At 33.6% G+C, this 14,029-nt stretch carries 19 protein-coding genes; 4 read left to right on the top strand and 15 right to left on the bottom strand.

The annotated features are described in order from the left end of the window. Nucleotides 1-14: 14 nt before the first annotated feature. A complete protein-coding gene (locus ACQV2S_RS06670; protein ID WP_428872745.1) occupies nt 15-533 on the bottom strand; it encodes a GNAT family N-acetyltransferase in 519 nt (172 codons plus the stop codon). A gap of 92 nt (nt 534-625) precedes the next feature. Between ACQV2S_RS06670 and ACQV2S_RS06675 the strand changes: the two genes are divergently transcribed. After that, nucleotides 626-1,108, top strand: coding sequence for a hypothetical protein (locus tag ACQV2S_RS06675; protein ID WP_428872744.1), 483 nt, complete (start codon nt 626-628; stop codon nt 1,106-1,108). Nucleotides 1,109-1,150: 42 nt separating this feature from the next. Here ACQV2S_RS06675 and ACQV2S_RS06680 read toward each other — a convergent pair whose 3' ends face one another. Further along, nucleotides 1,151-2,050, bottom strand: coding sequence for a magnesium transporter CorA family protein (locus ACQV2S_RS06680; RefSeq protein ID WP_428872743.1), 900 nt, complete (start codon nt 2,048-2,050; stop codon nt 1,151-1,153). A 223-nt stretch (nt 2,051-2,273) separates the two neighbouring features. Here ACQV2S_RS06680 and ACQV2S_RS06685 point away from each other — a divergent pair, with 223 nt between their 5' ends. Next, entirely contained in the window at nt 2,274-3,581 is a 1,308-nt protein-coding gene (locus tag ACQV2S_RS06685; protein WP_428874901.1) for a ClC family H(+)/Cl(-) exchange transporter, read from the top strand. A gap of 89 nt (nt 3,582-3,670) precedes the next feature. Here the strand turns inward: ACQV2S_RS06685 and ACQV2S_RS06690 are convergent, their stop codons facing one another. Then, nucleotides 3,671-3,997, bottom strand: coding sequence for a hypothetical protein (locus tag ACQV2S_RS06690; protein WP_428872741.1), 327 nt, complete (start codon nt 3,995-3,997; stop codon nt 3,671-3,673). 193 nt (nt 3,998-4,190) lie between these two features. Here ACQV2S_RS06690 and ACQV2S_RS06695 point away from each other — a divergent pair, with 193 nt between their 5' ends. Continuing rightward, nucleotides 4,191-4,598: a helix-turn-helix domain-containing protein gene (locus ACQV2S_RS06695; protein ID WP_428885241.1), complete on the top strand. Its 408-nt coding sequence runs from the start codon at nt 4,191-4,193 to the stop codon at nt 4,596-4,598. 54 nt (nt 4,599-4,652) lie between these two features. Here ACQV2S_RS06695 and ACQV2S_RS06700 read toward each other — a convergent pair whose 3' ends face one another. The 12 genes from ACQV2S_RS06700 to ACQV2S_RS06755 all read right to left on the bottom strand — a co-directional run bounded on the left by ACQV2S_RS06700 (nt 4,653) and on the right by ACQV2S_RS06755 (nt 12,986). Further along, nucleotides 4,653-5,276, bottom strand: coding sequence for an ABC-2 transporter permease (locus tag ACQV2S_RS06700; RefSeq protein ID WP_428872739.1), 624 nt, complete (start codon nt 5,274-5,276; stop codon nt 4,653-4,655). Nucleotide 5,277: 1 nt separating this feature from the next. Next, nucleotides 5,278-6,141 carry an ABC transporter ATP-binding protein gene (locus tag ACQV2S_RS06705; RefSeq protein WP_428872738.1) on the bottom strand — a complete coding sequence of 288 codons (864 nt, stop codon included), beginning with the start codon at nt 6,139-6,141 and terminating at the stop codon, nt 5,278-5,280. After that, entirely contained in the window at nt 6,141-6,518 is a 378-nt protein-coding gene (locus tag ACQV2S_RS06710) for a GntR family transcriptional regulator (protein WP_428872737.1), read from the bottom strand. The genes ACQV2S_RS06705 and ACQV2S_RS06710 overlap by 1 nt, the downstream gene beginning before the upstream one ends. A 121-nt stretch (nt 6,519-6,639) precedes the next feature. After that, nucleotides 6,640-7,047, bottom strand: a complete 408-nt coding sequence (locus ACQV2S_RS06715) for a GNAT family N-acetyltransferase (RefSeq protein WP_428872736.1) — start codon at nt 7,045-7,047, stop codon at nt 6,640-6,642. Nucleotides 7,048-7,085: 38 nt separating this feature from the next. Further along, the gene (locus tag ACQV2S_RS06720) at nt 7,086-7,694 is read right to left on the bottom strand and encodes a hypothetical protein (protein ID WP_428874904.1); all 609 of its coding nucleotides are present in this window, start codon (nt 7,692-7,694) and stop codon (nt 7,086-7,088) included. Nucleotides 7,695-7,760: 66 nt separating this feature from the next. Next, a complete protein-coding gene (locus tag ACQV2S_RS06725; RefSeq protein WP_428872730.1) occupies nt 7,761-7,940 on the bottom strand; it encodes a hypothetical protein in 180 nt (59 codons plus the stop codon). A gap of 131 nt (nt 7,941-8,071) precedes the next feature. Further along, nucleotides 8,072-9,199, bottom strand: a complete 1,128-nt coding sequence (gene hemW, locus ACQV2S_RS06730) for a radical SAM family heme chaperone HemW (RefSeq protein WP_428885243.1) — start codon at nt 9,197-9,199, stop codon at nt 8,072-8,074. A gap of 104 nt (nt 9,200-9,303) precedes the next feature. After that, nucleotides 9,304-9,567 (bottom strand): barstar family protein, encoded by a 264-nt coding sequence (locus tag ACQV2S_RS06735; RefSeq protein WP_428872727.1) that lies wholly within the window; start codon nt 9,565-9,567, stop codon nt 9,304-9,306. 13 nt (nt 9,568-9,580) lie between these two features. After that, the gene (locus ACQV2S_RS06740; RefSeq protein WP_428872726.1) at nt 9,581-10,123 is read right to left on the bottom strand and encodes a ribonuclease domain-containing protein; all 543 of its coding nucleotides are present in this window, start codon (nt 10,121-10,123) and stop codon (nt 9,581-9,583) included. A gap of 361 nt (nt 10,124-10,484) precedes the next feature. Continuing rightward, a complete protein-coding gene (locus ACQV2S_RS06745) occupies nt 10,485-11,417 on the bottom strand; it encodes a metal ABC transporter solute-binding protein, Zn/Mn family (RefSeq protein WP_428885245.1) in 933 nt (310 codons plus the stop codon). Next, nucleotides 11,414-12,253, bottom strand: coding sequence for an iron chelate uptake ABC transporter family permease subunit (locus ACQV2S_RS06750; RefSeq protein ID WP_428874907.1), 840 nt, complete (start codon nt 12,251-12,253; stop codon nt 11,414-11,416). The genes ACQV2S_RS06745 and ACQV2S_RS06750 overlap by 4 nt, the downstream gene beginning before the upstream one ends. Before the next feature lies 1 nt (nt 12,254). Further along, nucleotides 12,255-12,986, bottom strand: coding sequence for a metal ABC transporter ATP-binding protein (locus tag ACQV2S_RS06755; RefSeq protein ID WP_428874908.1), 732 nt, complete (start codon nt 12,984-12,986; stop codon nt 12,255-12,257). 231 nt (nt 12,987-13,217) lie between these two features. Between ACQV2S_RS06755 and ACQV2S_RS06760 the strand changes: the two genes are divergently transcribed. Next, nucleotides 13,218-13,871 (top strand): metal-dependent transcriptional regulator, encoded by a 654-nt coding sequence (locus ACQV2S_RS06760; protein ID WP_428885247.1) that lies wholly within the window; start codon nt 13,218-13,220, stop codon nt 13,869-13,871. The last annotated feature ends 158 nt before the right edge of the window (nt 13,872-14,029 follow it).

Genomic DNA, 14,029 nt, shown 5'->3' on the forward strand with positions numbered 1-14,029 from the left:
TTAAACCTTCTAAGTTAACTCGGTAAGTCAATCCAATAACGATTTACCCTTACACCCTTTTCTATTCTTTGGTCTTCCAATACACCCTTCCACTTTTTAATGGTCGCTTGAGAGGCTTTATTACTGGCTCTACAAGTAATTAGAATGCGTTCATTTCCTAGTTCATGGGCTTTCTTCAAGGCCTCACCTAGCATCCAACTTGCTACACCTTTAAACCGATAGTCTGGATGAACCACATAACCAATCTGACCCCCAGAATGAAGTAAATAGTCATTCAGATGAGGACGTAAATTAATGGCACCGATCATTGTTCCTTTTTCATCAAGACATAGCCATTGAATCACGGGTACTCTACCGACAGGTAGTTCCTTCCCTTGAGACCAATTCTTCATTAAATTAATCCACTGGTCTAATTTTCCATGATATCGGTGAAGACTAGAAGTCCCAGCAATCCATTGATCAGATTCAGGATAACTGTCTAAAAATGCTTCAATTCTATCTATATCTTTTAAATCAGGTTGTTTTAAAAACATATGATTATCGTTCCTTTTCTTATAAATGTTAATAGCTTATTGCTTTCAAGAATGGTATAGTTATTTTAAGGCAAAATTTAAGGAGTGATCTTTTGAAAGACATCGTATCCATACTCTTGACTATCGCTTTAATCGCTGGTAGTAGTTATCATTTTTATAAAAGAAGTCGCAATCTTTTTGTAGAAGTAACTCAAAGCTACTGGATTTGGACTCAATTAATAACCATCGGTTTGTTAGTTTGGATTGGTTTTCAATTTGCAACTAGTAGGTGGCATTATTTATTGATTGCTTCAGCCATTCTTTATTTTATCTCGGGCCCATTAGCTAGAGGTATCTCAAAAAATGATTTTTCTATTTTCAGAGGAACTTTATCCGTAATGATTCCAATTTCTTTTGCAAAGGTCGATCGTGTTGTTTTAACTAGAGATCTTAAAAAAAACCGTATCAATCTATTAGGAAAAGCCAATAAGCAGTATTTTGCCCAATCTTTTCCTTTAAATGATGAAGGCAAACTAATCGCCCATTTAAAAGAAGCAAATATTGAAGTAGATGTTCAAGATGTTACACGTCCTTAAAGTAAAGTCAGACAATCATTGTCTGGCTTTTTGGAAGCTTAATTATAAATAATCTTTAGATTTTAACCAAAACACAACAACGATACTGATTATTAAGCTTAATAGAATTGTCATAAAAAATCCCGCTTCGCTATTTGCAAACGGAAGTGGTACATTCATTCCCCACAGTCCTCCAATAATTGTCGGAATCGTAAGAATAATCGTAATCGAGGTTAAAACTTTCATTACATTATTCAAATTATTGGAAATTACATTCGAGAATAGATCACTTAATTGACCGGTGATTCGCATCCCTTCATTAACCATTGATTCGGCCTGATACGACTCAATCAAGACATCATGCATTAAAGACTTCAAAGCAGGCACAGACTGAAATCTTTCATCCTGACTAATTTTTTCCAGAATTATTCGATTATTATGCACGGCTGTTTTTATATATGCCAAGCTTTTATCAAGTCTCATAAGACGGTAAAGTTCTTTATTTTGAGAAGAATACTCAATATCTTTTTGCATGTCTTCAATTTCTTCATGCACCCAAGCTAAAACTTTAATGGTTTCGTTTTGAATTTTCCAAAAAACTTTCATTATCATCTCTTCATAGCTTAATTGAATATTTCGATCAAATTGTTTAAAAAGATCTGAAAAATACTGAGGATCTTCATTGAGACTCACAAACAGCTGGTCTTCCACTTTTACTAGCGAAATAGCTCGTGTCTTGTATTCGCATTCTTCCAAATTATTAGATTGTGGTAGTAGGTATTGTAAAACGACTAGGTAAGTCGAATGCCCTTTGATATTAACCCCATCTTCTATACGCGCTATTTCAAAAGGATCGTTGACGCTTGTAAGGTAGTCGTTAGGAATGTTTAACTTTCCACAGATATTCTCCAACTCTTGCTCGGCTAACCCTTGAAATAATTGCCAATGAACATCTTTCACCATCTATTCAGTCTCCTTTAAATTGTTTAGAAATTTCATTTACTTGGTTTAAATTGCTCAAGAATGCTCTTTTTTATATTCAAACTATTTAATCGTTGACCCCACTTTATTATAAGTGGATTTTCACTTCAAATACTATTATATCACTCGCTAAATGTATAACCTTCAATTAACAAGCTCTTGTCAAAAAAAATAAGATGCCCTAGAATAAAAAAGGAGGTTTTTTATGAAAAACACTTATACTTCAATCAAAACGCTCTTGCTCTGCGCCCTTACCGGATTAATAACTGGCTGTGTAATAGCAGCTTTTAATCTTCTTATCAATCATCTTGCAAATTTTTCATACTCCTTATTATCACTCTCGCATCAAAATATAACAAATCTTATTATTTATGCTTTGTTTATGCTAGGTCTGGGATTTTTTACCGCCTTTAGCTTAAAAATGGAACCAGCTATCGGAGGGTCAGGTGTCCCACGAATAAATGGCCTTCTTCACAAGCATTTAAATCAAAATGGGCTCACCGTTTTAATTTACAAATTTTTTGGTGGAATTGCTGCTATTGGCTCCGGCTTAACTCTAGGAAGAGGAGGCCCATCTATTCAAATCGGCTCTACTATCGGGCAAGTTGTGAGTAAGTTTTTTCATAGCGATTCTTCTATCAGTCGTTACCTAATAGCTGGTGCAGCAGGAGGAGGAATGGCGGCTACTTTCAATGCACCTTTATCAGGGCTATCTTTTATCTTAGAAGGTTTATTCTATAAAACAAGTAGGCAATTATTTATTTATGCCGGTATAATCGTGCTGCTTGCTAATCAAACAGCTAATAGTATTTTAGGAAATCAACCTTCTATTATTCTGCTTAGACAAGCAGAACTTCCAGATAATTTATTGATAACTTGTCTTGGTTTAGGGCTTATTACGGGTCTTTCTGGTGTATTGTTTAATTGGATAATAATCCAGGGAAAAGGTCTTTCACAGGTTTTAGCAATTCCTCAATGGCTAAAATCAATCCTACCTTTTATATTAACCGCTATTATACTCTATTTTGACCGTAATTTATTTGGTTCTGGAGCTAATTTAATAAGTTTCCCAATCGGCGCGAACCCTAATCCTAACTACCTATCTTATTTATATTCAATGAAGATATTATTATTAGCATTCGCTTTTTGTTCAGGCATGCCCGGTGGTATCTTTTTTCCATTATTATCTATTGGAGCTATATTAGGTAATCTCTATGGCAGTTTATTATACAATTTAGGATTGATTCCCTCTGACCTTATCATCTATCTTTCTTTATTTGCAATGAGTGGACATTTTGCTGCAATTGTCAGAGCACCCCTTTCTGGTATTTTTTTAATTCTTGAAATGACAGGTGTTTCTCTCCCATGGTTATTTCCTATCACCTTGGTTACTTATCTTAGCTACTTAGTCGCTGAGTTACTAGCAAGTCCTCCCATTTGTGAAAGCCTACTTGATCTGATATTACTTAATCAAACTCACTTCAATCATACAAAAAAGTCTGTTCCTCAATAAAGAGAAAACAGACTTTTTATATTACATGGTACATTTAAGGGGACCCCACTATGTTTGCTCAGTTTAAACGAACTATTCGTTTTAATGGATTAGTGATACTCTTTCCACAATAAATAAACTAAGGCAACAAAGAAGAGTAAGCCTGATACCTGCCATATAACATAGTTCATAATTGAAGCAATAACTAATTTACCAAAATCTTTACCTAGAGGGTAAAATCCTAAAAATTGGGTATCTGCGGTTGACCTCAAACGTTCTTTTAAAATATAAATAATTAACATAATAGCTAGTGGAAATAGAATGAAATTACTTAAAGCATCAAAGCCATTAATAGCAAAATAAATAAAAGAAGCAACAAAATTATAAATCCAAAAATTCTTTTCAACACTTTGCACATATATATTTAGTGGGATCATATTCATCTTCCTTTCTATGGTTTAATTATACTATTTTAAGTTTTCAAGCTAATCAGACTTAGGACCTAAAAGAAAAAGAAGCCATTATTTTTTTAATTCAACCACTCCTTGCGACTTTGCCAACTATAGTTGCTAGATAAGCAGCTAAGTCTTTTGATAAAATTAAGGAAAGTTTAAATAGGAGGAATTTATTATGACTATTGGTGAGCGTATTCAAACTTTAAGGAAGAAGCAAGGCTTGTCTCAAGAAGAACTGGCAAATAAAATTTATGGCTCGCGACAAGCTGTTTCTAAATGGGAAAGTAATCAAAGTAATCCAGATCTCAAAAACATTGTAGCTTTGAGTGAAGTTTTTAAAACTTCAACAGACTCCATCCTAAAAGATAGTCTAGGCGATTTTCAAGCTTTTCAAAGTAACAATCCACTCTTTATTCTAGCCTTTGCCTTAACTTTTTTCATTTTAGTTGGCGTTTGGGCTTATTCAGCGAACCGTTTTCGTGAGGATGAGATCTTTTGGATGGCTTTCTTGTCTGCTATAGCTGGGGGAAGTTTAGGGTATATTGTACAAGTCATTTTACACAAGAATCGTAAAAATCAATAGAAAGACAACATTTAAGAAAAATCTTTAATGTTATCTTTCTTAATGAAACTCGCTTTAAAAATCTTTTTTGCTATAAGATCGAGCAGCTAATATGTAAGAAAGACTGAGTGATAGAATGATATAAACTGACAATGGCATGAGTAGTTCTTGAAAAGAAAATTGATTGGAAAAATTGGTAAATGGAGCAAATAATGGTTCATTTAGAGTTCCTTCACTTTTAGCTAAAAAAAAGAAAAAATAGAAAGACATTAAACTACATATTTGGTAAAAAAATTTACCAATAACATAATATGCAAAGTATGAAAATGAGATCGAACCTATTGAATAAGTAAAGGCAATTAAAACTTCATTAGGAGAGTAGGCCTTGAATTCGGGTAAAAGATAATTTGGTAAAATAAAACTAATAAAAAATAGCGTCCCCATCAAAATAGTGTAAACATATTTAGCTAAGACGATTTTTTCAGCCTCAATAGGTAAACTATTTAAAAGCACTCCCGATTTCTTAAAATTTTCCTTTTCATTCATAATTAGTGGGTACCAAACTGTCAAAACAACGGGACAAATGATTGGAATTTGAAATGAATCGGATAGAACACATCCCACAAAAAATATAGCCATAAAAATCAGTAAATTTTTTTTAGAATTTAAAATAAATTCTTTATGGATTAAAGCTTTCATACTATCTCCTTTCATCAAATAAATTAACCATTATCTCTTCAAGATTAGCCGGATCGATAATCACTTGTTCTCCAAATAATTCTTTAAATAGCTCATAGTTTGACGAAAGGCCCTCAAATCCGACTGATGTTTCTCGGCAATTAATTAATTGGCTCCTGAGCTCGTCGTCTAAAATTTCTTTAGGTCCCTTCACTAACCTGTATTGGTTGAGGAGATAATCTTTTTCTTTATTAATAATCAGTTCTCCATAATGAATCATTGCAATATGATCAGCTATTTTTTCTATATCTGTCATAATATGACTTGAGAAAAAAACAGACTTTTCAGAGTCTTGGATATAGTCAAACAAAATATCTAAAACTCTATTTCTTACGATAGGATCCAGCCCAGAAGTTGGCTCATCAAGAATAATCAACATAGGATCATGTGATAAGGCAATGGCTAAAGAAAGCGCTACTTTCATACCCGTTGAGAGTTCTTCTATTTTTTTAGCTTTTGATAATCCAAATGATTGGGTGTAAGACCAGTAGGTTTCCCAATCCCATTTTTTATAAAAAGGGGCGATCATTTTTCCCGTTTCTTCGACTGTTAAGTGATCATAGAAATAATTTTCCGCATAAACAAAGCCTATCTCTTCCTTAATGGCTACCACATGCTTTTTAAGATCCTTACCAAAAACTTTAATCGATCCACTTTCTGCTTTCATAAGTCCCATAATTAATTTTATGATCGTGGTTTTTCCAGATCCATTCGGTCCCACAAAACCAGTCACATAACCTTTACGAATCTTTAAATCTAAGTTGTTAATTGAGAAGTCAGTAAATGTTTTTGATACTTGATTCATTTCAATCACAAATTCTCCCATTATTTACCCTCCTTATAGATCCTTTCCACCAATACTTTTATTTCTTCCAAACTGAGGTCAATCATCGCACTTTCTTCAATCAGATTTTTAATTAATGCTTCCATTCTTTTTAAGTATTTCCTTCTAATGAAATCATGGTCTTGCTCAGCTATATAGGTACCTTTCCCGACCACTGAAGTTACATAACCTTCTCTTTCAAGGTCTTCATAAGCTCTTTTGGTCGTTATTACACTGACTTTTAAGTCTTTTGCTAAGCCCCTTACCGAAGGAAGTAAGTCTCCTTCTTCCACATCCCCATTTAAAATGGCTTGGATAATCTGTTCTTTTATCTGTTCATAAATAGGCTTGGGATTTAACTTAGATATTAAAATGTTCATTGATTCACCTCACCTTAGTTGTTGTGTATATATACAGTATATACACAACGGTTGTTTTTGACAAGTTTTTTCCATAAAAAAAGCCTCCATTCTTATAATAAAGAATTGGAGACTTAGACTTTTATTTCATATAGGTTACTAACTGATACTCGTCTGTTCTAAATAAACCATTTTTCTTATAAAAACTTTGTGTTTTATCAGTATCGTCAGTCATCAATATAATTTGCCGCACCGCTTGGTATTCTTTTAATATCTTCTGCAATAACTGACTACCAATACCTTGTCCTTGATAATCTTCAAGTACTAAAATATCTTGAATATAGATAATGGTTAGCCCATCCCCTACTACACGTGCTAGGCCAATTAGTTGATCACCCTCCCAAGCTGTCCAAACTTTTAAGCTGTTTTGGATAGCTTTTTCTAAAAGCTCTGGTTCTTTAGTATAGGCTGTCCAACGAACATTTTCATAAAGAGCTAAAATTTGCTCAAATGGAAGCAGTCCATCTTCTCTAATTTCAATATCGTTCATTAAAATCCTTCCTTACTTTATAAACTTAAAAAATCGGCTTAGTTTAACGACGAAAAATAATCATCACAAAACTGATTCCATTGGACTTGATATTCATCATGTGTCAAAACTTTTAAGTCATAAGGTGATAATATGTCACGAGCTATTGCCTCTTTGACAAAATATTCCAAACCCTCATCAGCAGCTGTTTCATAAACTTGAATCGTTTTAAAGCCATTTTCTACAGCATAAGCCAAACGGCTATGCCCGTCTAAAGAGACCCATCTCTTGTTCATTTTTGTAACTGGTATGATGATATCTGTCTGTTTTCTGATAAAAGATGAAATAGCCTGCAATTTGTCCTTATCTACATAGAACTGCGAAGGCTGAATGTGATCCAGTTCCAAATAAAAAAGTTTAACCGGTTGAAATTGTTTAATTATTTGATTGTTTTTATCGAGAAAAGTATCTATATGTTCAGCATAAAAGCGAAAAGCTTCAATTAAAGCTGGAAAATGATTGGCCTCTTTTCCTAGCACTCGGGCCGTATGTCCATTGATAATATGGACACTATAGGGCTGGTTATCAATCAAAAAGGCTCCGTGCTGACTTAAGACTTCCTCATTAAAGCGGTCATCTAGATAATGATTGACCCGTTTAACTTCCAATATACCCCTCCTATAAAATATCCAAAAAATTGATTGCACAACTTAACCGTTAGATTTTAAATCAACTCATTTTATTTTACGATCTTGATCTAATTTGATTCCTATATAAGCTAGAAAGCATCCTGCTGATAATAAAAAGTATTCTTCGGCAACGATATTTTCAATACCCATCATCTTTAAGATAGAGAGTATACATAGAAAAATAGCTATTAGTGAAAGGGTGTTCGCTTTTTGTTTTAAAGTCATTTTAACCTCCATATAAATAATTTATAATTGTATTTTTCTACATTTTAATCAAACGACATCTTTTTTATAACATACTTAAGACTGATACTTCAAAAACAAAAAATTATGTTTTAAAGCTTAACAATTCATTTTTATAAAATATCCAAATAAAACTGATTGCCTACATCCAAGCCTTTCTCAGTAAACCAGATACCCTGGTTATCGTAATCTATCAAGCCTAACTTTTTATGTTTAGACAGGACTGCTTGGTACTTGGTTAAAAAATCAATACCAAAGCGCTGATTAATTTCACTAAATTCAAACCCTTTTAATAAACGTAGGTTCAACATAATATATTCCTTTTCGCGATCTTCCAAAGAAAGCTTTTCACTGATCTGAATAGGATATTCGCCTTGATCAATCATGCCGTAGTAATCATCAAAACGTCGATGATTAACAAAACGCACGAAATCAATATTAGAAGAAGCTCCTAAACCAATTCCTAAATAATTCTTCAACTGCCAGTATTTTTTATTATGGCGACTTTCAACATCACCTTTGGCAAAGTTGGAAATTTCATATTGGTGGAAACCATGTTTTGTCAGTTCTGATTGGATATAATGGTACATTTCTCTTTCAATTTCATCGTCTAAAACGCGCATCTGTCCGGTTAATACCCAACGCTGAAAAGGAGTGTTCTCTTTAATCATTAGGGAATAATAAGAAATATGATTAAGCGGTAATTCCATAGCTAATTCTATGTCCCTTTTTAAAACATCCATGTCCTGTTTAGGGTTAGCAAACATCAAATCAATTCCCAATTTCTTAACACCTAAGTCTTTTAATAAAGCAATCTTTTGATAGACTGTTTCACGATCATGTAAACGCCCCATCATTCTTAAGGTTGCATCATCAAAGGACTGGACTCCCATAGAAAAGCGATTAAACCCATATTTTAAATAGGTTTTTACTTTTTCTTCCGTGACAGATTCGGGATTCATTTCAATCGAAATCTCACAATCTGAAAGAATCACAAAATGACTCTGGATGGCTTCCATAATCTTAACCATCTGTTCAGCTTCTAAATAAGAAGGTGTTCCGCCACCAAAATAAATTGTGTCTAATTGATAGTTTCCACTATAAAGAGCCATTTCTTTAATTAAGTAGGTAACGTATTCATCCATTCTCTCTTCCATATCCACAAAGGTTAAAAAGTCGCAATAATGGCATTTCTTTTGACAGAAAGGGATATGTATATAGAGTCCAATTGTTTCTTGCATAGCTTCTCCCACCTTTAATTCTCTCATTCTACTATAACGAGTTTGATTTAAATTTAATAGTACTTATTCTTAAAAAAGAGAAGACGATTGCCTTCCCAAATACTCTACCAATGAAGAGTCACTTGATGTTCCATTTCAATTGAAGCATCCCCAAACAAATCGAGCAACCAACGGCCATAATCATTGAGTTGGTCCAAAATTAAACGCGCACGGTATATTTCAATCTCTAAAGGACGGCTATCTCCTAGGACATCCCATAAAGCATCTAAATTATGACCCGTGTAGTGGGGCAAATTTAATCGATCAATCAAATAGCAATAAGTCGTCTCCTTGTCTGTAAAGGCTTGGCCATCTAATATAATTTTCATACTCTTCATCCTTTCAATAAAGCTGCTTAAAACTATCATAATGATCGTCAGTGTAATAAATCAGCCCATCATTAGAATACACGATTCGTTCAGATCCACGATGGTGACTGTACCCTGCTTGAATATCAGCTTCATAGTATTGCCTTCCTTTTTTCTTAGGTAATTTACCCTCTCGATTGCCAAATCGATTGCCACCAATCACATAAATCGGATCAGCAGTTGACCAGTTTTGCTTAGTTGCCTCTTCCTTAGTTATATAATTAGCTGGCAATCGATTATATTGATGAATATAGGCAGCGACTTGTTCTAGATTATAATAAAACGCTTCTTCTTGAACGACCTCGCTCGTATTTTCTTGGTTAAGCCATGGATCTGTTTCAACTTTTAATTCTGTAAAACCCTCTCGGCTTGTTTTACTGGAATCACTTGCTAACTGTTCACTGACTGGTTCTTCAGTGAATTCTTGCAAAAACTCTTCAACTTGTAAGCAGCCACTTAAAGAGATGGCTAGAAAAAGTATTAATAAGCTTAATAAATAGTTACATTTCGTTTTCATGCATTCCTCCAAAAATATTTCAGCAACACATAGATACTAGCATACTTTTCGCATATTTATTCTTTTTATTTAAGAGTTAAAGTTTTTTAATTATCGGTAGATTCTGGATTACTTTCAGCAAACACCACCACATAGATCTTGATTTTTGCAAGACAGGATATATTTGCTACTCATATCCAATTACCATATAAAAAACGGTCGAGTATAAATACTCAACCGCATTTTATTCTCCCTATAATATAATCTACCGAACACCTCATGCATCCGATGAACATGTATAAGTAGAATGTTTCTTAATTTCTAATATATCCTAAGCTCTCCCTAAGATAAATGTAGTTAGTTCTTTTAGCAAATCTTATAATTATTCCGTTTCAAGAATACCACTCACAATATGGTCAACATTCCATTTGATCATTGTGATGTATGTATCTCCTTCTTCGCCTTCATTTGCTAATGAATCTGTAAATATTTTCGATTTAACAGGAATTCCTGTTTCTTGAGAAACTGTCTCCATTGTTTTAGGATTGATTGATGTTTCAACAAATAAGGCTTTCACATCACGCTCATTAATAATATCTAAGATACGCTTCATTTGGTCAGGTGTTCCTTGATTATCTGTATTGATTTCCCAAATATAAGCTGCTTCAAAGCCATAGGCCGTAGAAAAGTATTTAAAAGCTCCTTCTGAAGTAACTAAGATTCGTTGATCTTCTGGAATTTTAGCAATTTCATCTTTTGCATATTGGTCTAGATCTTCTAATTCTTTGGTATAAGCTTCTTTATTTTTTAGATACTCTTCTTTATGCTCTGGATCAGCTTCAATTATTTTTTCAGCAATAAGATCAACATATTTAATGCCATTTTGTACGTCTAGCCAAGCATGAGGATCTTGCTCATTTTCTTTACCTTCAGCTGTTAAATGCATAGGTTCTACTTCTTCAGTCACCGCAAAAGCTACATCTTTTTTATCAGTTACATCAAGTAAATCATCAAACCAACCTTTTCCTGTTTCGAGGTTAAATCCGTTATAAAAAACGAGATCAGCTTCAGATACTTCTTGAGCATCTCCTGGTAACGGCTCATAGCTATGAGGGTCTGTTCCAATTGGCACTAAACTATAGACTTCTCCATGTTCTCCAACGATATTCTTAACCATATCAGCGATGATTGAATAACTTGCTACGATTTTTAGGCTTTTATCTTCAGCGGCTTGGGCTTTTACCCCCCCTCCAATTCCTGATAAGATAGTAGATAATAATAGAGTCAATGCAATAAATTTTTTAAATATTTTCATGATACTTTTTCCTTTCTAAAAAAATTGTTTTTTGGTGAAGCAAAAAATGAAATTAAGAAAACTAGTGAACCCAACAAGACAATTGCTGAACTCGTAGGCAGATTATTTTGGAAACTTATATATGTTCCGATTAGTCCCATTGAAGCTCCAATTATTGAGGCTAATAGAATCATATGGATTAGTTTATTTGTCCATAAATAGGAAGTCGCAGCTGGTATAACTAACATAGCAATAACCAACACAATTCCTACTTGGGAGAGTGAGGAGACAGTTACAACGGACAACATAAGCATTAATAAATAATGATAGAAATCCGTATTGAGTCCATATGCTTTCGAAACAACAGGATCGAAGGATGAAATTAATAACTCTTTATAAAAAAGACTTACAATAATAATCACAGCAACGAGTACCCAAAAAGATTGTTCTAACTCAGAATTCGGAACCGCTAAAATATTACCGAACAAGACGTGATTTAAATCGATTCCACTTCGTGCTTGACTAATTAAGATAATTCCTAAAGCAAAAAATGAACTTAAAATGATGCCAATCGCAGTATCACTTTTAATGTTAGATTTTTTTGAAATATATTGAATTAGAACAGCAGCAAAAATCCCAAAAAGCGATGCTCCAAACAACATATTAATACCAAACATATAGGAAAGAGCTACCCCAGGTAATACCGCATGCGATAATGCGTCTCCCATCAAGGCCATCTTTCTTAAAACAATAAAGCTACCTATAATTCCAGACACTACCCCTAAAAAAATTGCGGATAAACCTGCATTAATAACATAGGAAGGTAGGTCAAAGAGTTGAGAAAACACTTCTGTCATTTTAATCACCTAACCCTTTTATTTGAACATTTCCTAATGAGCCTCCGTAGGCTGCTTGAATATTCGCATTAGTAAACACTTCTTTAACTGCTCCCTCAGCGATGACTGATTTATTTAAAATTAAAAGTCGATCAAAGTATGACTGCACCTCATGAAGATCGTGATGTACCACTAATACCGATTTTCCATCACTGCGCAATTGCCTCAAGATATCCACAATAATATTCTCACTTTTGAGATCAATCCCAACAAAAGGCTCATCTAAAAAGAAAACTTCTGCTTGTTGAGCCAGTGCTCGAGCAATAAACACCCTTTGTAGCTGACCACCAGATAGATTACTAATTTGTTTTTTTCGAATATCCTCAATCACTACTTGCTCCAAACAGTAATCCACAATTTCTCTTTCCTTCTTACCTGGTCTTTTAAACAATGGTAAATTAGGGTAAGTTCCTGTTAAAACAGTATCTTCAACTGTAATGGGAAAAGTTAAGTCTAAGTCACTTTTTTGAGGAACATAGGCAATTTTTCTTAATTTATTTTTAATGTCCTCGCCATTATAAGTCACTTTTCCACTGCTAGGAATAATTCCTAACATTGCTTTCATTAAGGTTGATTTTCCAGCGCCATTCGGCCCTATAATACCCTCACTGTATCCAAATGGGATATCAAGGTTCACATCGACTAGTGCTTTGTGCCCAAAATAATCAACATTCAAATGTTTAATTTGAATCATATATATATATACTCCTTTCTTCACTAGTAAGAGTGTACACTATTTTTTAACTTTAAGCAATAAATTATTTAGGAGGGTCTAATGTTTTTGTTTTGTGATTGCTATATCATAATTTTGTTTGGTGGAAAACTATTTTAGTCTAGTTAATTGTAGTTGTGTTATACTAAATTTACTAAGAAAATTCACTAAGAAAGACTAAGGTATTAAAAGCTTATGAAAGAGGGAGAGATAATGAAACGATCCAATGTCAAAGAAAACTATCTTAAAGCGATTTTCAGTTTGAACGGTAGTGAAGAATATGTTTCAAATAAATTAATTGCGGACAGCTTAAATATTTCAGCTCCGTCTGTAACCGATATGATTAGCCGATTAGTTGAAGACAATCTTGTTGAATCCATCGCCTATAAAGGAGTGCGTTTAACCAGACAAGGATTAGAAAGTGCGATTAAGGTTGTGCGTAAACATCGCATTGCCGAACTTTTTTTAATGAAAATCTTAAAATATGACATCACGCAAGTTCACAACGATGCTGAAACCATTGAACATTTAGAAAGTGACTATTTTTTTGATAAATTAGAAAAACTGCTAGATTATCCAAAATTTTGTCCTCATGGAAGTATTATTCCCACAATTGATAATTATCAAGAAGTTTATCGGACACCTCTATCATCATTTAGTGAAGGTGACCACCTAGTGTTTCGTCGCTGTATCGATAAACATGAACTACTAGAATACTTACAACAAATTAATCTTGAATTAAATCAAAGAATTCACCTAGATAAGATTGATGACACAAATCGTATTTTTATTTTTTCATATAACGATGATCAAACAGCCTATTTTAGTTTCGATATGGCAGAATTGATTTTCTGCGAAAAAATTTAATTTCTAAGACTATTAAAGATGAGTCTATTGGCAAATAAAATATACCCACTTTCGCATCCTATCATCATAAAAAAACGCTGGATAACTTCCAGCGTTTTTAATTGGTTCTATAATTTATAGGGTTGATGGCCGAAGGCCTCAACTCTATTTTTTACTTT

Source organism: Facklamia sp. P13064, assembly GCF_050409425.1.
Lineage (GTDB): Bacteria > Bacillota > Bacilli > Lactobacillales > Aerococcaceae > Facklamia.